This window comes from Paraburkholderia sp. PGU19 (assembly GCF_013426915.1).
In the GTDB taxonomy this organism is placed as follows: domain Bacteria; phylum Pseudomonadota; class Gammaproteobacteria; order Burkholderiales; family Burkholderiaceae; genus Paraburkholderia.
On record NZ_AP023183.1, the window covers coordinates 289,864 to 309,829 of the forward strand.

Consider the following 19,966-nt stretch of genomic DNA (forward strand, 5'->3'; position numbering starts at 1 on the left):
AAAACATAACCTCGCTTAAGACACGTGCTGCAAAAAGTCTTTCAGTCGCTGCGTCGGCGGGGTGTGGATAAGCGCGGCCGGGTGCCCGTCCTCGGCGATGCCGCCCTGGTCCATGAACAGCAGGCGCGTGCCGACACGCTTTGCAAACCCGATCTCATGCGTCACGACAATCATCGTCATACCCTCGTTGGCAAGGTCCTGCATCACCTTGAGGACTTCGTGACGAAGTTCCGGGTCCAGCGCCGAGGTTGGCTCGTCGAACAGCATCAACTTGGGCCTGATGGCCAGGGCGCGAGCAATCGCGACGCGCTGCTGTTGCCCCCGGACAACTCGGACGGGTAATGATTGGCGCGCGCTTCGAGGCCCACCTTGTCCAGCAATGCCATTGCCTGATCGCGTGCATCGGCCCTCGAGGCTCCGCGTACCTGGATAGGGCCGAACATGACATTCTCCAGCGCTGTCATCTGGGGAAACAGGTTGAACTGCTGGAAGACCATGCCGGCCTCGAGGCGGATGTTACGAATCACCGATGCGCTGCCCTTGACGCTCTGCCCGTCGACCAGCAAGTCTCCGCCCGAGATTTTTTCCAGTACGTTGATACAGCGAAGCATCGTGGACTTGCCCGAGCCGGACGGACCGACGACAACCACAACTTCGCCACTTTCGATGCACAGGCTGATGTCCTTGAGCACGGCCACATGGCCGAAGCTCTTCGAGACCCCCTGGAATTCGACCATATTCATAGGATGCTCATCCTCTTTTCAACGAGACGCAGTGTGAGCGTCATCACGCCAGTCAGAACCAGATAGATGACGGCAACCGCAGTCCAGATCTCCACGGCGCGGAAATTTCCCGCGATGATTTCCTGCCCCTTTCGTGTCAGTTCGCCGACCCCGATGACAATAAATAGCGACGTATCCTTCAGGCTAACGATGCACTGATTGCCGAGCGGCGGAATCAGCCGGCGAAAGGCGAGCGGCCCGACAATCTTTAGAAGGACACGCGGCATGGACAGACCCATCGCAAGACCGGCTTCCGTGAGGCCCTTGGAGATCGACAACAGTGCGCCGCGCACCACTTCGGCAAGATAGGCGCCCGAATTGACCGTTATCGCGATGATCGCGGCTGTCAGGCCATCGATCCGGATATGCGCAAGCACCGGCAGCGCGAAGTATAGAAACATGACCTGCACGACGATTGGCGTACCCCGGATCAGCTCGACGTAGATCTGAGCGAGAACGTTCAGCGCGGTGGGTCCATATGCGCGGAACATCCCGGCAATCATGCCGACGATGAAACCGCCGACGAGCCCGACAAATGCAATAAAGACTGTGAGCTTCACGCCGTCCAGCAAGTCTGGAAGTGCCGCTCCAATAGCTGACCAATCGAGTTCCACGGACCGCTCCTGGTTGTTTCGTAGGCAGCGCGGCGGTCGCCACCACCGCGCACTCATTTCCGAGCGATTACGACTTCGGCGGCTCGGAGCCGAACCACTTCTTGTACAGCCTGGCGTAGCGGCCATCCGCCTTGATTCTGGTCAGCGATTCGTTGACCTTGGGTACCAGCGGGCTTCCCTTCGGAAACCCGATGCCGTACTTGTCGCCGCTCACAGGGGCGCCGGCAACCTTGACCTTGCCTTTGCCTTCCGTGTTGACGAAATACAGGACGTTTGGCGTGTCGTGCATGGCCGCGTCGACACGGCCGGCTTCGAGCGCCAGGTAGGCCTGATCGATGTTGGGGAACTGGCGGATTTCCTTCGGCTTCAGGTGTGCCTTGATCCAGTCGATAGTGGCGGTGCCCGTTTTTGCGCCGATGACCTTGCCATTCAGGTCGTCAATAGACTTGATGCTCGTGTCGCCGATTTGCACCATCGCAGCGAGTCCGCTGTCGTAATACGGGGCCGAAAAATCGATAGCCTTCTTGCGCTCCTCCTTGATGGTCATGCCCGAAAGCGCGACGTCAATGTTTTGGGTTTGAAGAGCTGGAATCAGACCAGCGAAGTCCATCGGCTGAATCTTGTACTTCCAGCCCTGGTCCTTCGCGATTTCGGCCCACAGGTCAAGGTCGAAGCCGACGTACTTGTCTCCCTGCTTGAATTCGAACGGCATGAAGGAAGTGTCGGTGCCGACGACCAGTTCTTTGCTTTGCGCGTGTGCGACGCTCGCGCCGAACATGGCAACAGCAATGACGGACATAAGGAAGGAACGACGTCCCATGATTCTCTCCGCAGTAATTGACAAGGCGTCTCCGCGACGCGGGGGACCAATGACAGTAACTCCACGCAACACAACATACGATTCCTATGTAGTGTGTGCTGCAACGTTTGTTGTAACGCTGAATACTACTCCGCCAATAGAGGACGTCAACAAAAATCTGGGAAGGGGAAACCCGTAGCCCCTCGCATCAGGGCGCGCGGTCCGGGCCGGCGATCTCGACCGTGCCGTTCAACGGCGCGGCGAGCGCGATCTGAGGTACACCGTGCCACCGTCCGTGCGGAAATCCGCGATACCGTCGATGAACTCCATGAACTGGGGCGCGGGCGTCATCGTGTACGGCACGCCCGCCGCTTCGATCACCTCTTCCTGCGCGAACCTGGCAGTGAAATACGCGTTCGTTCTCCGGCGTGCAGTCGCAGCCGACGATGGATAGCGCCACGTGATATTGCACGCCTGCGGCCACTTCGGCCTTGCCAAGGTAGCGCGCCGAGTTGCGTAAGAAGTCGAGCGCCGCCTGCGGCTCCCATGACGGCGCGTTCGTCACGTCTACTACGACGTGTGCGCCCGCGAGCGCGTTGTGGAGGCTTTCGCCCGTAACGGCGTTCACACCGGTACGCGGCGACGCGGCAAACGCATCAAGCCCACCTCGCTGAGCAGCGTGACGAGACGCGAGCCTAACAGGCCGGAACCACCGATTACGGCGATCTTCATGGCAGATTCTCCAGATGAAAGTAAATGAACGAGCGGCGCACCTGGCAGATGTCGTAGCACGCGAGAGTGTTCGCCGCCGTCGCATCGCTATGAAGCGCGATGCACAAGGGCCAAGAGCAATGGACAAATCGTCGCCGCAGATCCGTTGTCGTTTGATTCGCGAGCCCGTCCAAACGGCTGGCATCCTGGCGGCGTAAAGGGATATTCGAATGAAAGGGATTTCCCCGTCCCGAGGCTGCGGCGGAAGCCGCGAATCGGCATCAAAGTGCCATAATGGAGTGTCGATGGCACTGTCAAGTTGACGAGTGTAGGCTACGTGTTTGGCTAAACAGTAGTTATCCTGATCAGATACTTCATTCGGATGCGCTTGAGACAGCCCAGTCATGCCATGTGGTGAGGCGTTCTTTTAGTATGGCGTGGTGACGTGCCGCGTTCATTTGATGTCTGGGCAACGCGAAGTGCTGCCGGATCGGGCCGAAGCACGAGAGAAACGACTGCGTGCGACGCGCGTCGCGAAAGCCGCACATCTGGCGCTCGTGCCTGCGGGTCGGCTGGTGGCTATTCTCGGCGCGGTTGTTCTGCGACCTTCGTAGGGTTCGCGTAACCTCCTGACTTGCAATTTGACTGAAATGCTTGCTGGAGGACGTGCGCAAGTAGTCGATTGCGCCCGAGAGGCTTCATTGAACCAGCCTCATAGGCGCACCAACCTGCAACTGGAGTACGACCATGGAATCTCACGACAAGGACGAGCCGCTTGAGACCCGACTGGTCCAGGTGCGTGGTCAGGTACAGGGCATCGGCTATAGAGAGGCATGCGTACGCAGGGCGAGCGCGCTAGGTGTCACAGGCTGGGTTCGCAATCGTATGGATGGGTCGGTAGAGGCGATGCTGCAAGGCTCGCCGGAGCAGTTGGCAGAAATGTGTGCCTGGCTCAGCGAGGGCATGTCCGCGGCGCTTGTCGACACGCTTGAGGTAACCGAAGTGCAGCCACCGTTTTCCCGCTTTGACAACTTCGAGCGCTTACCCACGCTGTAGGAGCGAGTCAATCTCCGTGATAGACGAACGGGTATTTCCCGGCACCTGGTTCAAAAAAATGATTGCCGAACCGGCGAGTGCAGGTCCCGGCCGGATGCATTGCCAAGAGAAACACGACCCTGCTCGCTGCATCGGAGGGCGCCTGATGGTGCCATATGAGCTGTACACGCAGTTGTCGCCCACTTTCGGCGTAGTGACAGTCTTGCAATATCGGCATTCGTAATCCACATACAGGGTCGAGGAGCATCCTTTCGTATGTGGCATCGGTGTGTATTATGGTCCGCATAGGCCCTGACCTGATGGAGAGACCCCCGGATGTATCGTTCCTCATCGACCCGATTCACAAAACCGTCACCAGCGTGCAGGACGGCTATGCCCGTGCTGGTGAACTTATCGACACGGATTTGACCGATACCGCGACCCTGTGGGGCGATGCTGCTGACTCGGATACCTCAGTCCAGGTGATCGTCGCGGACGACAGCCTTGCCAACAATCCTATCTCGCGCGGCTTTTTCAAGGTCACGCTCGAACTGGAGAACGTAAGACTGGAACGGGTACTAGCGGGCAAAGCAGTACTCAATGCGTATGGCAGTCCACCGCCCGACATCAACGAGCAAGTCAAAACGCTCAAGGCCGTGCGCGAGCGCGTCAGCTTTATCCGCGCTGAGGACGCGTTTCAATGGTTCGAGGAAAACACGGGGGTTCACCGTTTTCGCTGGAGGGCTAAAACGGGCTTGCGCTCAGCCCGAGGTTGCGATTCGGCTATAGATTCGTGCGTAAGTCCAGACGACGACAATCCTGCTGGCAGGAATCATGGCAGCGCAGCCTTTCCACTCTCCGAATGCTCGACGTGGCGCTGACCGCCCTGGAGATGCGTCACATGTTCTCAAAAAAGCACAATTGGCCCAGCACTACACCGACAAGTTCTCGTCGCACGGCACGGAACCGCGCGAGTTCGTGGAGGCGAGCATCTGGCTTCGTGTTCTCAGGCGCTCGGAGTAGTATGGTCATGTACACCTAACCACCAGGAGGGGCGGCCATGACTACCTGTCAGCAATGTGGTGGCCAAGGAAAAATCAAGTGCGAAAAATGTGGCGGGACGGGAAGGGTGCAGATAACCGAAATCGAGACTGTTTCAGACATGTCTCAGACGTCCAGCACCATCACGTGCCCAAAATGCGACGGAGAGCTGTGGAAGCTCTGCACACGATGTTACGGTTCCGGAGAAGTCCATGATAACGAGACCTCCGATATTTTCGACCCCGAAGGCAGAGATACTTGACTTCCACAGGAGAACGCCAGAAGACTCAATTGGCTTGATATGCCGGAGTGAGCGCCACCAACGAGTCCGGGCGCACTTGCACAGCCATGGCGTGTTTGATGGCGTCGCGTTGTTCTGGCGCCGTCTTCGGCTGAACGCCAACGGGCGCCGGCCTGATGAGCGGCGTAATCGAGCAGCTCAAGCGTCGTGAGCGGACATCGCTTGACCCTCAGCGCATCAAGACCTAGGCCGAGCGGCTCGCCATGGGCAAAGCACGCGAGCCGCTTCATTAGTTTCACCGGCACGTACTGGTCTGCGTCGATTGACCTCACCCGTCTCTCGTGATTGTGCCGCTTGCTGCGTATCGGTCGGGTCCTGGATATCTTCCTGCAGGAGGACACCATGTCCCCAGAGGATATATCCCTTATGCTTTTCGCCTTGCAATGGTGTTCGACCTGAGCACAGCTATCTCATGTCTGGCAAGGACGGTGCAGCATCAAAGAGGACGATGCGTTTCCTGAAAAGGTGGCGGCAGCCACCGGCACGAGAGAGTGTTCTGCAGCCGACTTCTGCCTGTCGATGGCAGGCGGAAACACGTGCAAGGTGCCGTCATTGTGCCGAAAGAAGAACAGCATGCGCAGACCGGCAGATGATGACGTCTCGACGCAGACATAACGTGTCCGGCCCAAAGGTGTCCACCCGAATTCGGTCACGTGAACAAGTGAAGTGGAAGCCGGCGCAAGCCATTTTTCCACCTGATACCGAAGTGACCTGTTATTCGCGTTCTTCATATTCCGCTCCAGCAAGTCCGGGGCGCACGCGGTAGACCTGATTCAGGCCGTCACCCAAGACGGATAAATTCCGTGCGGCGCCAGTACTCCAGTTGACATCGACGAGGCGCCAGCAAGAAGTTCCGCATCGGCACATCGCAGTCGTACCAGGAACTCGAGAAGGCATCGGCCTTGTCGCGGATTCCCGCTGTTATCCCGTTAACGTCGACCACCATCAATAAGATGGCCTTAAATTTGTGAGTTATGAAACCGGGTATTTCAACGAGGGTGAACCCAACACGGGTCAGGCTCAGGCCGTGAGCGTCGTGACGATGTCCGCGGCGCACCATTAGTCGCCAGAAGGGAGCACTCGAAAGAGAGAGCGAGCTCGCCTTGAACATCTGGCGGCCATGGCCGACGCGAGCCGGGCTACTCCTTCTCAACGGCTTCGGTTTGTTCAACGCCCAGCGTGGTCGACCCGGGGGCGCCTCAAGGGCGGAGGTGCCAGGACGACTGGGTTTCATTCACTGCAGTTTGCGCCTGCAGCGAAAGCAACTCCTGCGAGTCTTTGGCCGATAACCCACTGGCTGTGATTTCCTGCGTTTTGGCGAGAATAATTTTGAATGCCCACAGGCTCAGACTGGTGAGCTTTTCAATACTTTCGAGAGCTTTGTTAAGGATGTCGAACGGATCTTCGAGGCTGGCTTTCTGTGCTGCGACGGATTGCTCGAGGTCGAGACTGCTCATCACAAACTCCATATGCGAAATGTCCAGAAGATCACTGAACGGAATATCGAACAGCGAGTCGCGGGCAGGAGCCGCTGCTGCGATGCAGCGAAATCCGATTCTAGAGTCGGGAAGCCTGTCGAACGTACGACCTGTTGGTCAATCTCATCCGCGCGTCCATACCTGCACGCCTATCCACCTGCTATGTAGCTGTCACACGGTTGCGGCCATGACGCTTCGCGTGGTAGAGCCGCTGGTCGGCGGTGCGAAGAAGGGCATCGATCGTGTCGCCATCACTGCCGAACTGGGAGATGCCGATACTGACCGTGATGGAAACCTTGCGTCCGGTTTCACCCGCGAATGTGGTGCCGGCAGTCGCCGCGCGGATACGTTCGCCGATTGCGAGGGCAGCATCTAGCGACGTGCGGGACAGCAGCACCATGAACTCCTCACCGCCAACCCGAGCGACGCCATTGTATGGGCGGATCGCGTCGAGGCATGCCTGTACAAATCCCTGCAGGACTGTGTCACCGACCTGATGCCCATAGGCGTCGTTAACCCATTTGAAGTTATCGAGATCAAGTGCGAGCAGGGAAAACGGGACACCGCCTCTCCGGGCGCGTGCAACCTCTGCTTCGACACGTTCGATGAAATGACGCCGGTTCGCCGCGCCCGTCAACGGGTCGGTCGCCGCCAGATGCTCGAGCTTCTGGTTAGTGCGCTGCAGTTCCTGCAACGCGCTTTCCGTGCGCGCCATCGCCTCGGCAAGCCGCGCGGTCCATTCCTCATGACTGTAGATCGTGGCGAATGACCGGGTCGTGAGAAAGGCCTGGGCGACGCCATAACTGAGCAGAAAGAATCCGCTGGCGAAGATGACATGTGCCAGCCACCACATGTGGTTCCACGGGCTTCCCAGAAGAAACGCAAGCGACGACAGCGCAAACGACGTCACCGAGATGCCGTAGATCACCATCAGCGGGGAACGGATCCGGCGCAACATCAGGACGGCGACATTCAGTACCGAGAGAGTGAGCGCGGCGCTCTCCATAAGTCGCAGCGGAGCAATGCCGGCAAACCTCGAGGTCGCCAGAAGTGCGACCAGTACGTCCACGACAAGGAAGATGATAGTCCAGGTCAGCCAGTATCTTCTACCCACGCGCCGGCCGGTGGAATCTGCAGATTGCCGGTACGATAACAGCGCGACCAGCAGCAAAACCGACATTGCCAGCCGCGACGCCGGCCCGTACGCGAGGAAGAGCCAGATGTCGTGATGCGCGAATCCCATGAACGCTCCATGCAGCGCGTAGATCAGGACGAACCCGAAGAAACCTAGCATCATCCATCGCAGCAATGGCTCACCGGAAGAGCGGTAACACTGCCACGTCACATACGTGACAAAGAGACCCTCAAGCGTCGCCACCGCGATAGCAATTTCATGAAACGCGTGATTCTCGAATTTGAGCGTCCGGTCCTGAAAGAAGTACAGGTAGCCGATCAGATAAGCAGGAACGAGCGCGAAGGCCACGAGTACCAGCCGCGCATAGCTCTGTGTAATGAACCGGATGAGCGCAAACGGCTCTTCTGTCTGCATCGCAGTAGTCACGCGCATGGTCCGCACCCCGAGGTGATTTATTGACGCGATCACCCGCCATACATTGATGTGACACGTCGCCCTGGCCGTTTGCGCGAGGCCATGTCTACAAGATGTTGCGCAGACGGACGTCGAATCGCCGCGTGCAACTCAGCCAAGATAGCTGACGTTTTACCAAAAAGACCGGGCAAAAATCCCTATCCTGTTTGATAGGTTCTGGATCCGTCGTGCCCTTGTAAATTCGTCCTGATGGCAGCCTGAAAAAGTGCTGCCGAGAGGGTCGAACAGATGACGTGCAGGATCCATTCTTTCATCGCCAGGTTTGCCGCATTTGTCGCCTGTGCATGTCCTCTTGGGGTGATGGCAGAGGGCGGAACATCGGCGTTGGCTGCCACGAGTGGATCACGACCACCGTCATCCGCAGTCGTCGCGACCGTCAACGATGAGATCATCACGCAAGCGGACCTCGATAACGCGGTTGCCGTGTCCGGTGCGCGCGACACGACTGTCTTGCGCCGCACGCTCAGGCACCGCCTCATCGCAATGGAATTATTGCGGCAGGCTGCAGAGAAACCGCGGCATGTCAATGCGACGCGGGGTATCCGGCGAGCGTCTGAAGCGAGTGGAACCATCGAAGTTTTCCGGCAGTACCTGCGCGATACGGTGCGTCCCTCGGCAGTGACCGAGGCCGATGTCTGGGCTCGCTATGCACAGGTCGTCAAAAGCCTGGAGACGAGCACGCAAAGATCGACGGTTTCCGCTGAGACCGCTGATCGTCTGCTAACGGCCGGCCGGCTGACTTCATTCGCTCGCCGCGCCGCGCCGGACCGGGATTCGGTGGCGCCGCAAGCAAACAGCGAAGTCAGGCAAAAAGTATCGCCGACGGTCAACCCGTCAACGCCTGTATCTTTTGCTAACACCGCGCCCCATACACCCGCCAAACACGGCAATGATCAGCGATTGCGCGAGCCCGGTGCGACTGGAGACAGGCAGATTCCCAGCTTTAACACATTGCGGGACAGCATCCGGACGCAACTGGAAACGGAACGGCTGGATGAAGCCATTCGCACCGTCGTCGATGACCTGATGACACAGGCCGACATCAGCGAATAACGATTGAACATAACGATCGTTGCCTGCCGCAACTCTCGTTTGCCGACATTGAAGCCGAACCATAGTTGCTGGTGCCCTGTCCATCACCCGGCGGCTGGGTCTGGGATTCGGGGCTGAGCGCCGCTGCATCGACGACACGCTTGCCATCGAATACGCCGTTGCCCAGTATCATCGTGAGCCACTTCGCGATGTCGTTTGCGGAAGCGCTCTTGCCGCCGGCGGGCGATTGCGCATCGGGCTTCGAACTTCGAACCTAAACCAACGACCCGTGGACCATTACGATTGACGTGTACCGTCGCCCGGTTCTTTCGGACGATGAAATTCGCGTAGCGCGAACTCGTGCTCGTCATGCCGAGCGGCTGGTAAAGGGTGCGCTCCGACAGCGTCGCCCAGTCGAGGTCGGCGGCGGCCGTCAAACCGAGGTTGGTATAGAAGCACGACCCGAATAGGGCAGTGTGCTTTGCGTGCGCTGTGTGTCCGGCTTTCATTTATAGCGCATCGTGCAGAGAAAGCGCAACGTGCTCAACTGCTTTGCGTGTGCTGAAAAAACTAGCGTTGGGCAGCACGCCTGGGACATCGGGTGTTCGGCGCGTATACCAGAATACACATGCCACCTGGCAGTTTGTGCCGTAATTTTGCCAGCTCGAATCACAACCTGGAGCGGCAAGGTGCAAAACTCGAGGACACTGAGCGACTGGATTATCGAGCAGGCGACGGACGCGATCATTTACGCGGACCGGTCCGAAACGATCCAGCGCTGGAACGCGACGGCCGAAGTTCTGTTCGGGCACAGTGCCCCCGAAGTGATAGGCAGCAACCTCGATCTGATCATCCCGGAGCGTCTGCACGCCGCATATTGGCGCGGCTTTTGCAATCACGAACGACACGACGCGTCTGCACGGCTGCGTCACGCTGACCCGCGCGGTGCGCAAGACGGGGCGCAAGCTCTACGTCGAGATGACTTTTGCACTGGTCCGTGACAATCAAGGTGTGGTGTGCGGATCGGTCGCCATCGCGCGGGATGTTACGGCTCGTGTCGGACAGGAGAGATCGGCTGAGCGCCGTGGCGGCGACGTATGACGTGACTTTGCCGGAAAGCGGGAAGCGTTTGGGCCGTCACAAAGCTTACGCTTTGTCACCACTCTCGGGTCAACTCCTTCCGTTGGGCTTCCGTTAAACGGGCAGCGCTGAATTTCCTCGGGCGCCTAACAAGGAGTCACTTATGAAGACGATTTACGCCGCTCTCGCTTCCGCTCTGCTCGTTTCGACAGCTTTTGCACAGACCGCTGCGCCGACGCCTTCGACCGCCGCAACCGCTGCGGCGCAAGCCGGCCAGACCAACTTGAAGGCCAGCACCGAAGTGCAAACGGACGCATCGAAGATCAACGGCGCGGCCAAGGAAGCCGGCAGTGTGACCGACAAGGCAACCAGCAAGGCGACTGATAAGGCTAGCGCCGAAGTTCACGCGAACAAGAAGCCCGCGGTGCACGTCAAGAAGACTCAAGCGCACAAGCTGAGCAAGAAGGAGCCAGGCAACGAAGCGGCCGCGAATAAGACCAAGATCGATGCCGGCAACGAAGTCTCGACGGCGCCAGTGAAGGCCGACACCAAGACCGATGCCGTGACCACGACGCAATAACGTCACCGGGCTTCGGCACACACCAGCCAGTAGGCATAAAGCTGGACGTGCATTCAAGGCGAGTCCGACTCGCCTCTTTTTTGACCGTTTCGCTTTGGGTTGTAACGACAAGCGACAAAACACAAGACGGGCCCGTTCACGCGCATCGACTTGAAGTGTCATGCTCAGTGCGACGACAAGTGCCCCGGCGTGCTTTGCATCTATTGATGCCATCTTTGAGGCCGCGACGTAGGCCACTTATACCTTCATGTCCTCAAAAGACTCCCAGCGCGAAACCTGTCTAGCCGGTCGCTGGCGTCGGCAAACGAAGAAAAAGGGGGCACGCGGAAGCTGTCGGTCGCAGGTAGTCAACAATGGCTGCGAACTGCCTAAAGCCATCGTCATCGAGTGATCAATTTCCCGAATCGCAACCGCGGTCGAATGGCGTCGAGATATCCGTTCTCGCGTCCCATATCGCGCTCGATGTGATGCGTCGTGGGCAACATGAACACCGCGCAGACGCTATGTCTTGCCATGATGCTTACCGGATTGCTGGCGGAGGCTAGCTACGGGATTGCGACGACGAGATTCCAGAACACAATGCAATAATCGACATGGGCAATGTTGCCTGAGAGGAAGAATCAGAATGACCCGTAGAAGAATGCTGCCGACGGCGCTAGCGTGTGCAGCGCTCACTGCGTGTGGGTGGCTGCACGAAGGGCCGGGTACATCAGACATCGATGGCGCCGTCCGTCGGGCGCTGGACGCGGCGAACAAGGGAGGCCTGAATGCCCTTGCGGGCAATCCTCTGCCGACGTCCGACACGGTGGCATCAGTGAAATCCGATGCTGACTGCGCGAAAGCATCGAACGCGGCCAGTAGCCTTGTATTCACTTGCAACGTTAGCATCGTCCTACGGCCGGATCAGTCAAATGATCCAGGCGCGACCCTTCACGCAGAATTGCAGTTCGCAAGAGATAGCAATGGTCGTTGGCAGACCTCCGACATCGACCGCGCGCTTGTTGTTGGCACCGCGAAATCGATCATTGATCAGGCGAGTCACGCGCTGTCTGGACAGGCTGCATCGAGCCCACAATAACCCTGAATATAGTTCCGAGTCCCAGACCGTCAGCGGGGTCATGCTGGTCCGGTCCGATCGCCTCACTGAATCGCATCACCAGCAAGGCCGCTCGGAAGGCGCTCACCAAGGCACAGCTGTTGCCACTGCCGCTGACCAAAGTCCCTGCCATGTCGCTTGAGTGCGACATGGCGCTCGTCACAATGCGAAGTGGTCACAGTGGCGTCAAACAGATGAGCTGTCTGCTCTCGGCGGAGCACGCCCCACCCACATTTTCTCGGAAAAGCGCGACGCACCCATTGCGGGGTGCGTCGCGCGCTCCAACGCCTGCAGTTCGAAGTCATGCATCGGCAGTTCCAGCGCCGCAGCTGTCGACATATCGCCTGTCACGAGTGGCGAACGCATGACCTTGCTGCAATTGAGCCGGCTCCAGTCGTCGCGTGACGCCGTGCAGCCTAAAATGGATGCACGCCTGCGCCGCGAACTGCGACGCTTCAGCGAATCGACGACGCGAGGAGGGGCTATGCTTCGCGCAAAGATCATACGCCGGCCAATTGCTGTGGTGGGTGCACTGACGCTATGGGGGTGCGTCTACTATGGCCCATACAGCTACTATCCGGGCGCCGGTGGCTACTACGCCTGTACCAGCGCCGCGGCAGCATCTGCTGAGGGTCAGCAACCGGCTTTGGCGAGCAGCCGCGTCGGCGCGGCGACAACTCCAAATGTCCTGCCGTCATCCGGCCAGAACTGCACGTTCGTGTCCGTGCCGCCGCCCGCGTACTATCCCAACCCCATTTATTACGGCTACCCGGCGTATTACTACGGCTATCCGTGGCCTGCATATTACGCATGGTAGGGGTCGTGCGTGGCGATCCTAGACTATGGAGCCGTAGAACGTATCAATTCTGTCAACTTCGAACTGGACGTGGCGCACACTGTCGCCGCCTCTCAGAGAGGAACGTCACCGGCAGATCGCTTCGAGCAATGGTATCCCGCTTTGGCGCGTGCAGACCGCGCAGGCCGACGGCATCACGATCGTCATCGAGCCGATCAATACGCGCGGCACATTCCGGGCTTCTTTCTGGCCGCCAGGACGACGCGCAGGCGATCTGCGGGGAGGTCGGCGCGCCGAAGCAGGTGCAGTTCGATTGCTACCACAATCGTCGAAGGCGATTTCGCGGTGAAGCGGAAGCGCGACATGCCGCGCATCGGCCTCATCCAGATCGCGCGCGTGCCCGAGCGGCACGAGTCGGACATTGGCGAACTAAACTATCCGTATCTGTTCGATCTGATCGACGCGCTCGGCTACGAAGGCTGGACTGGCTGCGAATAACGGCCGCGCGCGGGAACGTCGGCGGGGCTCGGCTGGGTGAAGCCGTACCTGCACCGCAATGTCTGACTGATTCTGTCTGAACGGAACGAAGGACATCATGAACGTACTGGTTACCGGTGGCGCCGGATTTCTCGGCCAGCGTCTCGCGCGTGCACTGCTCGCACGCGGCGCACTGAAGAGCGCGGACGGCAAGCGTCAGCCGATCACCGAGCTCGTGCTGCTCGACGTCGAGCGTCCCGCTGATTTCGGCGACAGCCGCGTGCGCACGGAAGTGGGCGACATCGCGGAGCGCAGCGTGCTCGAGCGACTGATCGACGACAAGACCGACGCGATCTTCCATCTCGCCGCGATCGTCAGCGGCCAGGCGGAAGCGGATTTCGATCTGGGCATGCGCATCAATCTCGATGCGTCGCGACTGTTGCTCGAAACGTGCCGGCAGCGTGGGCATCGGCCGCGCGTCGTATTCACGAGCTCGGTCGCCGTGTACGGTGGCGATCTGCCCGACGTCGTGCAGAACGACACCGCGCTGAATCCGCAATCGTCGTATGGCACGCAAAAGGCCATTGCGGAGCTGCTGCTGAACGACTATACGCGGCGCGGGTTCGTCGGCGGCCGCGTGCTGCGGCTGCCGACGATCAGCGTGCGGCCCGGCAAGCCGAACGCCGCCGCGTCGTCGTTTGCGAGCGGCATCATCCGCGAGCCGTTGAACGGCGAAGAGGCGATCTGTCCGGTGACAGGCAGCACGCGCCTGTGGCTGCTGTCACCGCGCAAAGCGATCGAGTGCCTGATCGCCGGCTGCGAGCTCGATGCGGCCGCACTTGGCAACCAGCGCGTGGTGAATCTGCCCGGTATCTCGGTCAGCGTGGACGAGATGATTGCTGCGTTACGTGAGGTGGCGGGCGAGCGCGTCGTGGAGCGCATCGAATGGAAACCGGATCCGCGCGTCGAGACGATCGTCGGCAGTTGGCCTGCGCGGTGGGACACGTCGCGCGCGGAGCACCTCGGGCTCTCCGGCGATCATACGTTTACAGCCGTGATCTGCAATTACATCGAAGACGAAAACGTGCACGTCGTCTGACAACCCGGCGTCGAACCACACCGCATGCCGGCCCGCGACAAGCCAGTCGCCAACGGGCTTGCCGTGGTGGAAAGATGAGGAGAAGCGCCGGGCGGCGGGACTGCGACGCACCACAATAACGCCCGAGCAGTTGCGTCGGGCACGGGCGCAGGCGGCAGAGCAGCAGCGGCGAGCGTTGTATCAGAGAGCATGTCACGAGGCGCGCGCTAAGGGACTTACCCATGTCAGTTGCGAGGAATTCAAGCAACAGGGCTGGGTGTACGAGACTCCGGCGACGCAAGAGGCAGCGCTACGCAGGACCGTCGCGCCTGTCGAGCGCTGGGAGCCTGCAAACGGCGGGCGCTGGTGGAGCCGGATTCGAGTAGTGAGGGGTTGAGCATGGCCACGTGCCGAGGCCTCATCCTTCATGGATGGCTGCTACGCAGTGCCTCGTTCATTCAGGCACCGTCGTTCCCTGAATTGTCCGTTGTCGAATCACCAGGATTCGGCTTGCGACCGTCAGTTCCCGATTTTATATCGGCCCACGACATCCGATGACGCTTGACGGTCTCGCTGTGCCGCCCATCATCTTCGGAATAAAGGTAGAGACTCCTGGTGGTCGAGGAGGCGTGGCCGAGATTGTCGCGGACAGGTGCTGCGCGTCGCGATGGTGATACGCGCGGGGCGAGCATCAAGCGAACCGGAAAGTCGCTTCGATATCCTATGCGCTTCGACATGAACCGGGATTATCAACTTTTGTATTGGGATACCTAACTTATAGCGTGCGGCGAAATCGGCGCTCCACCTTCTGCCGGTATGGGATGGGAAACATCCGCGGTCTGGATCTTGCGAATTTTAATAGTGTGGGACGAGCCCCGACGTATCGCAGCGATTCGCCGTAATGCGGAGGGTCCGGGCGAAAGCCCTTGCATGGGTGAGGCGACATCTGGATAAGCAACAGGAGTTTCCACCATGAAATCGACGATTTTCGCACTCGCCGCTGCGACGCTTCTCGCTGTTCCGGTCGCAGCCTATTCACAAACTCAGCAGGGTCCGACGCGCGCACAGGTCCGTGCAGAACTCCAGCAGCTCGAGCAGGCGGGCTATAACTCGGCCAAGGTTGAAGATCCCCGATATCCAGCGGATGTTCAGGCTGCCGAGGGGCGTATTGCCGGGCAGCGAGGCATGACCGAGTACAGCGATGGATACGGCGGTACGACGGCTGGCTCCCGGTCGACCGGGTCTCGCGCCGCCGCGCAGCCCGCATCGGATGAGCGGATGCATCAGCTCTACGGCAACGGCGGCCACTAGCGGTGATGCACCGGGTGCAGGGATTTCACTGCGCCCGTTCGCGTGTTGCCCGGGTCGCCTAGACAGCGTGAGGCCTTAGCTGTCCGGCACGGCCTATACTGGAGGCATATTCCGGACGGGTGCCGAACAGGAGGCAACCATGGAAGCGTGCCTTGCTTGTCAAACGTTGGTCGGGATGCCTTCAGGGCTCCTTCCGCACAGGGATCTCTTGCGTGTCGGGACCGGTGTTTTTGGTACGCCCCAAAAGCCAATAGCGCGTTACGTCCAGTATCGCTGCAGGGCTTGCGGTACATGGTTAAATCAGAACACCGCCGAGGGATCGCCGGCCGGTATCTGGTCCGCGTGTGGCTTGGCGGCCGCACAGATTTACGAATCCAAAAGTCTCGCGCTTGACGCACGGAGGGCGGCAGCTACTGCAGTCGCCGCGGTAATCGGCCGGCCGCGCTAGCGCCGCTCGTATCGCGCGGCGCAAATCCGATCGACGCGATTGCCTTCGACATCGGGATAGAACGGTTTGTGGGAAGCAGTCCGGTGCCGGTACGCCGCCCAGGCCATCGGGGACTGCGCCGCCGACTGAGTCAGGCAATACCAGCGAGGCAGATCGCATATGCACCGTGGACAACGAGAACCCGCGGTTCTTCTCGGTCTATGCCCGCCTGAAGCCGCAAGGCGACTCGCGAGGCCTCGCATGTTTGGGTGACTTCGAGTCTCACGCACTCGCTCAGGGTTACGCCTACGAACTCGCGCAACAACACGGATGGCCGGTGCACGACTACGTACCGAGCCAGTTCCGCCAGCAGTAATAAGGCCACACGCACGCGCGATCGGGTTTTCCAGAAGCGCGTGCCTGGTGCACCTCGGGGTATTCGTCCTTTTCGTGGTGCGACACGTGTCGCCGTCGGCCGCGCGTCAAGCGGCATGTAGTAGGCGGTAAAGCTCGTTTCTGTCTAGTTCACTTGCGTTGTGCATGCGGAATTTGCCTGGCCTTCACACCATGCGCTGCGTCGCGTTCGTGAATGAGGAAGCGCCGTTTTTCTTCCGCGGCGACATGGGCAGTCTGCGATATGCGAGGGCCGCGCGTCTGCGCGGGGATCGCATTCGCCTGATGCTGTCACTCGAGATGCTGGGCTACTATCGGAACGAGCCGGGCACCCAGACGTATCCGCCGCTGCTGCGTTACTTCTATCCGTCAAGTGGCAATTTCATCGGCTTCGTTTCCAACCTTCGCTCGGCGCAGCAACTCAGATGGTTAACCAATGCGTTTCAGGCCTCGTCGGATTTTCCGCTGCAAAGCGCGGCGTTGCCGTGGTGGGTGCCGGGCGTCGCGTTGAGCAATCACTCGTCTTTTTGGCGCGAAGGCTATCCGGCTGTGATGGTCACGGACACCGCGTACCTGCGCAACCCACACTACCATACCGCGCACGCTGTCCCAGCGACGCTCGACTATGGCCGCATGGCTGCCGTGACGCTCGGCCTCGCAGCGAGCGTCGCGTCGCTCGCGCCGACGCCCGCCGGACCCGGCATGCGGTGAGCCCAATCCTGCTCGTGAACACGCGGGTCCGTTCGGAACGGCGCCGAATCAAGCCGGATCATGCAGATTCAAGGGTAGGCAGCCGCCGCCGCAAGATAGAGCAGGACCGCTATCACGACCACTGCGGTAAAGCCCAGATGAATGGCTAGTACCGTCGCCAGAACCGCGGCCACCACGGAAGTGCACGCGTTGACGCCCCAAGCCCACGGCACGAGCGTGTCGGCGCCGGCAGCAACGCGGCTGAGTCCCAGTGGAAAGGGCATACCCATCGCAAACGCGAGTGGCGCGACGAGCAGCACGGCGATCACGATCCTGGCCGGATCGGATAGCGGGATCAGCAACGGGAACAGAGCGGGAAGCACGAGCAGGTAGAAGAACGAGATGGCGGCGATCGTAACGATCGCCGTCGCCGCGACCGACGAGCGATTCGTGTTCCTGCCCGACCGCGGTGCGTGGCTGGCGAAGGGCGCCTCGCGGCCCTGCAGGCGCTGTGTGTACCGGCTTCCAAGTCCCGCGAACGAAAGGAACGCGCATAGCACGACGGCGACAGCGTAGAGCGGGTGACTCAGGAGCAGGACGAACTTCTGGATGAACGCGATTTCGATGAACATGAAGGCGAAGCCGATCGCGACGAAATAGATCGCGACTCTACGTCCGGATATCGCCGCAGGCGAAGGCGTGGTTTTACTGCGGGAAGCAGCAATTAAGAGAGGCGAACCATGAGCCGTGCGTTTGCGGCGCGTCAGCACCCAGAGAGGAAAGAGGATCAATGCCATGGCCGTCAACGTGGCCTGAAACAGCGTCGCGATCAGTACCGGATAGCCCCATTCCAGCAAGGGCAAGCCGCCTCGCCCCTTCAACGCGATAAATTCGGGCAGCGACCGCCATTTGAAGAAGTGAAAGAAGTACGGCCGGTCGTCCGTGGCAGGACGGACGTCGAACTTGTAGCGTGCAAAGAACGTGTCTCGCCCGGGGCTCAGCAGAGCGCGCGCAGCATCGAAGAAGTAGGGCCTTTCAAGCACGTTGTAGCGATTTGCTTCGGCGGCCTGCATCCCCGGGTAGTATCCGACGTCGAACGAGCGGGCACGGCAGAAGCGGCCCAGCGCGGCGATGTCCGCGTCATCGAAATCACCGTTCTTGACCAGCAGCGTCGCGGTTTTCCAGCCTCGTATCAGCACGAGCCGGCGAGCCGGTTGCGTCACGCCGGTGTTCTCCATCGCCAGCACGCCCGTCGCAAACAGCTTCAGGACATCGCGCGGGGGCAGCGTGACCCAGCGCGTGATCGCCAGCATGCCGCCCGGGTTGAGATGGCGCAGATAGTCCTGAAACGCCTGCACCGTGTACAGGTAGCTCTCGGAAAGTGCGTAAAGGCCGGCCGAGGAGGCGCTGAACGAATCCAGCAGCGCGACCTGAATGAGGTCGTAGCGCTCGTCGCGCGCGGCAACGAAGCCACGCGCTTCGCCGGTGAAGACGCGAACGTGGGGTGCGCTGTAAGGCTTTCCGGAAAAGTCGGCGAAGCGGCGCTGCACGACGTCGACTATCTGCGGATTCAGTTCCACCGCGTCGATTGCGCTCGCTTCGTGGTACAGCGCCTGCAATACGTCTGACCCCGCGCCGCTGCCAAGCACGAGGACCTGGGGTCGTCGCAGCAGGTGATAAGGCAGCGCGGAGGTCAGATAGTCGAGGTAACCGAGCGGTTCGCGTCGTCCGTCATAGCGATTGAGCGCGGACAGTCCGTCGCCGTCGGTAAACACGCCGAGTTGATGCGGCGGCTCCATCGTCGCGTTGAGGCTCAGCCCGGGCGCATGGCGGAAGGGGATCAAAGGGCTCTCCACCACCGTGACGAGACCCAGCGGGCTCGAGCTTTCCGCGACCACGTGCGCGTCCTTGATGTGCAGGGTCTGGCTCAATTCTTTGTACTCCGACGGCCGCAAGGCGAGCCAGTCGCGCGGCAGGCCGGCGGCCAACACGGCCGCGGCGCCGAGCAAGAGGGCCGGCAACCACCACCGGTGCCAGCGGCATTCGGCACATGCCAGCGCCGCTGCCGTGATGCCCGCAGCGCCCAGTAACCGTAGCGCATCCAGCGGACGGAGCGCGAATAGCGCGCCAATGATCGCGAGGCTGCCCAAGCCCGCTCCGCCAATGTCGAAACTGTAAATGCGGGGAATCTGATCGTTGAACCGTGTGAACGTGAGACAGACGCTGGTCGCGGCGCAAAAGAACGGAACGAAGAGCAGCAGATAGATCAGGAGCAGGCGCAAGGGTTCGCGCGGGTCCCACAGAATCTCCAGCGGGTTGAACGCGACACGCTGAGCGAAAGTGAACGAGGCAACCGAGAAAACGCCGAACAGAATCGCGCCGCCGACGAACACGGTTGCGAACCGGGTCACGAGCCAGCGCTGCGCGAGCGCGACCACCGCACCGGCCGCTCCGTAACCCAGCAGTGCGACGCTGATCATCATGTACGCGAAGTGATGCCATTGAATGATCGAAAAGAGCCGCATCAACAGAATCTCGTAGCCAAGCGTTGCGGCCGAAAGCAGGGATAGGGCGAACAACGGCACGGCGGGCATGATTATGTGTACCTGAAGGGGATGCGGGACGGGGCGCGCTCA

The 19,966-nt window shown here is 60.2% G+C and carries 17 protein-coding genes and 5 pseudogenes; 11 read left to right on the forward strand and 11 right to left on the reverse strand.

Translation table 11 applies throughout. The features are described from left to right. Positions 1-15 precede the first annotated feature (15 nt). From glnQ to H1204_RS52385, 5 genes and pseudogenes are all read right to left on the reverse strand, one after another. Positions 16-743: pseudogene (glnQ, locus tag H1204_RS48305) on the reverse strand (glutamine ABC transporter ATP-binding protein GlnQ). Then, the gene (glnP, locus tag H1204_RS48310) at positions 740-1,396 is read right to left on the reverse strand and encodes a glutamine ABC transporter permease GlnP (RefSeq protein ID WP_180736869.1); all 657 of its coding nucleotides are present in this window, start codon (positions 1,394-1,396) and stop codon (positions 740-742) included. Before glnP ends, glnQ begins: the two are co-directional and overlap by 4 nt. 67 nt (positions 1,397-1,463) lie before the next feature. Next, positions 1,464-2,216 carry a glutamine ABC transporter substrate-binding protein GlnH gene (gene glnH / locus H1204_RS48315; protein WP_180736870.1) on the reverse strand — a complete coding sequence of 251 codons (753 nt, stop codon included), beginning with the start codon at positions 2,214-2,216 and terminating at the stop codon, positions 1,464-1,466. Positions 2,217-2,406: 190 nt separating this feature from the next. Continuing rightward, positions 2,407-2,927 (reverse strand): annotated as a pseudogene (locus H1204_RS48320) (NmrA family NAD(P)-binding protein); the annotation flags it as partial. Between the two features lie 353 nt (positions 2,928-3,280). Then, positions 3,281-3,505 (reverse strand): annotated as a pseudogene (locus H1204_RS52385) (IS6 family transposase); the annotation flags it as partial. A 148-nt stretch (positions 3,506-3,653) separates the two neighbouring features. Here H1204_RS52385 and H1204_RS48325 point away from each other — a divergent pair. Beyond that, positions 3,654-3,962, forward strand: coding sequence for an acylphosphatase (locus tag H1204_RS48325; RefSeq protein WP_180736871.1), 309 nt, complete (start codon positions 3,654-3,656; stop codon positions 3,960-3,962). Between the two features lie 275 nt (positions 3,963-4,237). Further along, positions 4,238-4,822, forward strand: coding sequence for a hypothetical protein (locus H1204_RS48330; RefSeq protein WP_243469208.1), 585 nt, complete (start codon positions 4,238-4,240; stop codon positions 4,820-4,822). An 871-nt stretch (positions 4,823-5,693) separates the two neighbouring features. Here H1204_RS48330 and H1204_RS52390 read toward each other — a convergent pair. The 4 genes from H1204_RS52390 to H1204_RS48350 all read right to left on the reverse strand — a co-directional run bounded on the left by H1204_RS52390 (position 5,694) and on the right by H1204_RS48350 (position 8,322). Further along, on the reverse strand, positions 5,694-6,014 hold the full coding sequence (locus H1204_RS52390; RefSeq protein ID WP_243469209.1) for a hypothetical protein: 321 nt from the start codon (positions 6,012-6,014) through the stop codon (positions 5,694-5,696). A gap of 50 nt (positions 6,015-6,064) precedes the next feature. Continuing rightward, positions 6,065-6,394, reverse strand: coding sequence for a hypothetical protein (locus H1204_RS48340; RefSeq protein ID WP_180736872.1), 330 nt, complete (start codon positions 6,392-6,394; stop codon positions 6,065-6,067). Positions 6,395-6,482: 88 nt separating this feature from the next. Continuing rightward, positions 6,483-6,740: a phasin family protein gene (locus H1204_RS48345; protein WP_180736873.1), complete on the reverse strand. Its 258-nt coding sequence runs from the start codon at positions 6,738-6,740 to the stop codon at positions 6,483-6,485. A gap of 181 nt (positions 6,741-6,921) precedes the next feature. Continuing rightward, positions 6,922-8,322 (reverse strand): GGDEF domain-containing protein, encoded by a 1,401-nt coding sequence (locus H1204_RS48350; protein ID WP_243469210.1) that lies wholly within the window; start codon positions 8,320-8,322, stop codon positions 6,922-6,924. Between the two features lie 276 nt (positions 8,323-8,598). Here H1204_RS48350 and H1204_RS48355 point away from each other — a divergent pair, with 276 nt between their 5' ends. After that, positions 8,599-9,423 (forward strand): peptidylprolyl isomerase, encoded by an 825-nt coding sequence (locus H1204_RS48355; protein WP_180736874.1) that lies wholly within the window; start codon positions 8,599-8,601, stop codon positions 9,421-9,423. A gap of 38 nt (positions 9,424-9,461) precedes the next feature. On the opposite strand, the pseudogene H1204_RS52395 reads toward H1204_RS48355, so the two are convergent. Then, positions 9,462-9,854: pseudogene (locus tag H1204_RS52395) on the reverse strand (serine hydrolase); the annotation flags it as partial. 237 nt (positions 9,855-10,091) lie between these two features. On the opposite strand from H1204_RS52395, the gene H1204_RS48360 reads away from it, so the two are divergent. The 8 genes and pseudogenes from H1204_RS48360 to H1204_RS48390 all read left to right on the forward strand — a co-directional run bounded on the left by H1204_RS48360 (position 10,092) and on the right by H1204_RS48390 (position 17,351). Then, positions 10,092-10,403, forward strand: coding sequence for a PAS domain-containing protein (locus tag H1204_RS48360; RefSeq protein ID WP_346015822.1), 312 nt, complete (start codon positions 10,092-10,094; stop codon positions 10,401-10,403). Continuing rightward, a complete protein-coding gene (locus H1204_RS53190; protein WP_346015823.1) occupies positions 10,348-10,503 on the forward strand; it encodes a PAS domain-containing protein in 156 nt (51 codons plus the stop codon). The genes H1204_RS48360 and H1204_RS53190 overlap by 56 nt, the downstream gene beginning before the upstream one ends. Before the next feature lie 142 nt (positions 10,504-10,645). Beyond that, positions 10,646-11,062: a hypothetical protein gene (locus H1204_RS48365; RefSeq protein WP_180736875.1), complete on the forward strand. Its 417-nt coding sequence runs from the start codon at positions 10,646-10,648 to the stop codon at positions 11,060-11,062. 1,460 nt (positions 11,063-12,522) lie between these two features. Further along, complete coding sequence (locus H1204_RS48370) at positions 12,523-12,975, forward strand: hypothetical protein (RefSeq protein ID WP_180736876.1); 453 nt, start codon at positions 12,523-12,525, stop codon at positions 12,973-12,975. Positions 12,976-13,126: 151 nt separating this feature from the next. Then, a pseudogene (locus H1204_RS48375) lies at positions 13,127-13,452 on the forward strand (TIM barrel protein); the annotation flags it as partial. Positions 13,453-13,549: 97 nt separating this feature from the next. Then, positions 13,550-14,530, forward strand: coding sequence for a D-erythronate dehydrogenase (denD, locus tag H1204_RS48380; RefSeq protein WP_180736877.1), 981 nt, complete (start codon positions 13,550-13,552; stop codon positions 14,528-14,530). 951 nt (positions 14,531-15,481) lie between these two features. Next, a complete protein-coding gene (locus H1204_RS48385) occupies positions 15,482-15,820 on the forward strand; it encodes a DUF4148 domain-containing protein (protein ID WP_180736878.1) in 339 nt (112 codons plus the stop codon). A 967-nt stretch (positions 15,821-16,787) separates the two neighbouring features. Further along, on the forward strand, positions 16,788-17,351 hold the full coding sequence (locus tag H1204_RS48390) for a M28 family peptidase (RefSeq protein WP_180736879.1): 564 nt from the start codon (positions 16,788-16,790) through the stop codon (positions 17,349-17,351). Positions 17,352-17,419: 68 nt separating this feature from the next. Here the strand turns inward: H1204_RS48390 and H1204_RS48395 are convergent, their stop codons facing one another. Beyond that, positions 17,420-19,924, reverse strand: coding sequence for an SAM-dependent methyltransferase (locus tag H1204_RS48395; RefSeq protein WP_180736880.1), 2,505 nt, complete (start codon positions 19,922-19,924; stop codon positions 17,420-17,422). Positions 19,925-19,966 lie beyond the last annotated feature (42 nt).

Excerpts from the sequence above, each read along its gene's own strand:
- H1204_RS48355 (WP_180736874.1), top strand. The coding sequence starts at position 8,599 with ATGACGTGCAGGATCCATTCTTTCATCGCCAGGTTTGCCGCATTTGTC.
- H1204_RS48340 (WP_180736872.1), bottom strand. The coding sequence starts at position 6,394 with ATGTTCAAGGCGAGCTCGCTCTCTCTTTCGAGTGCTCCCTTCTGGCGA.
- H1204_RS48365 (WP_180736875.1), top strand. The coding sequence starts at position 10,646 with ATGAAGACGATTTACGCCGCTCTCGCTTCCGCTCTGCTCGTTTCGACA.
- H1204_RS48345 (WP_180736873.1), bottom strand. The coding sequence starts at position 6,740 with ATGAGCAGTCTCGACCTCGAGCAATCCGTCGCAGCACAGAAAGCCAGC.
- H1204_RS48390 (WP_180736879.1), top strand. The coding sequence starts at position 16,788 with ATGCGGAATTTGCCTGGCCTTCACACCATGCGCTGCGTCGCGTTCGTG.
- H1204_RS48395 (WP_180736880.1), bottom strand. The coding sequence starts at position 19,924 with ATGCCCGCCGTGCCGTTGTTCGCCCTATCCCTGCTTTCGGCCGCAACG.
- H1204_RS48370 (WP_180736876.1), top strand. The coding sequence starts at position 12,523 with ATGACCTTGCTGCAATTGAGCCGGCTCCAGTCGTCGCGTGACGCCGTG.
- H1204_RS48325 (WP_180736871.1), top strand. The coding sequence starts at position 3,654 with ATGGAATCTCACGACAAGGACGAGCCGCTTGAGACCCGACTGGTCCAG.
- glnH (WP_180736870.1), bottom strand. The coding sequence starts at position 2,216 with ATGGGACGTCGTTCCTTCCTTATGTCCGTCATTGCTGTTGCCATGTTC.
- H1204_RS48330 (WP_243469208.1), top strand. The coding sequence starts at position 4,238 with ATGGTCCGCATAGGCCCTGACCTGATGGAGAGACCCCCGGATGTATCG.
- H1204_RS48385 (WP_180736878.1), top strand. The coding sequence starts at position 15,482 with ATGAAATCGACGATTTTCGCACTCGCCGCTGCGACGCTTCTCGCTGTT.
- denD (WP_180736877.1), top strand. The coding sequence starts at position 13,550 with ATGAACGTACTGGTTACCGGTGGCGCCGGATTTCTCGGCCAGCGTCTC.
- H1204_RS52390 (WP_243469209.1), bottom strand. The coding sequence starts at position 6,014 with ATGAAGAACGCGAATAACAGGTCACTTCGGTATCAGGTGGAAAAATGG.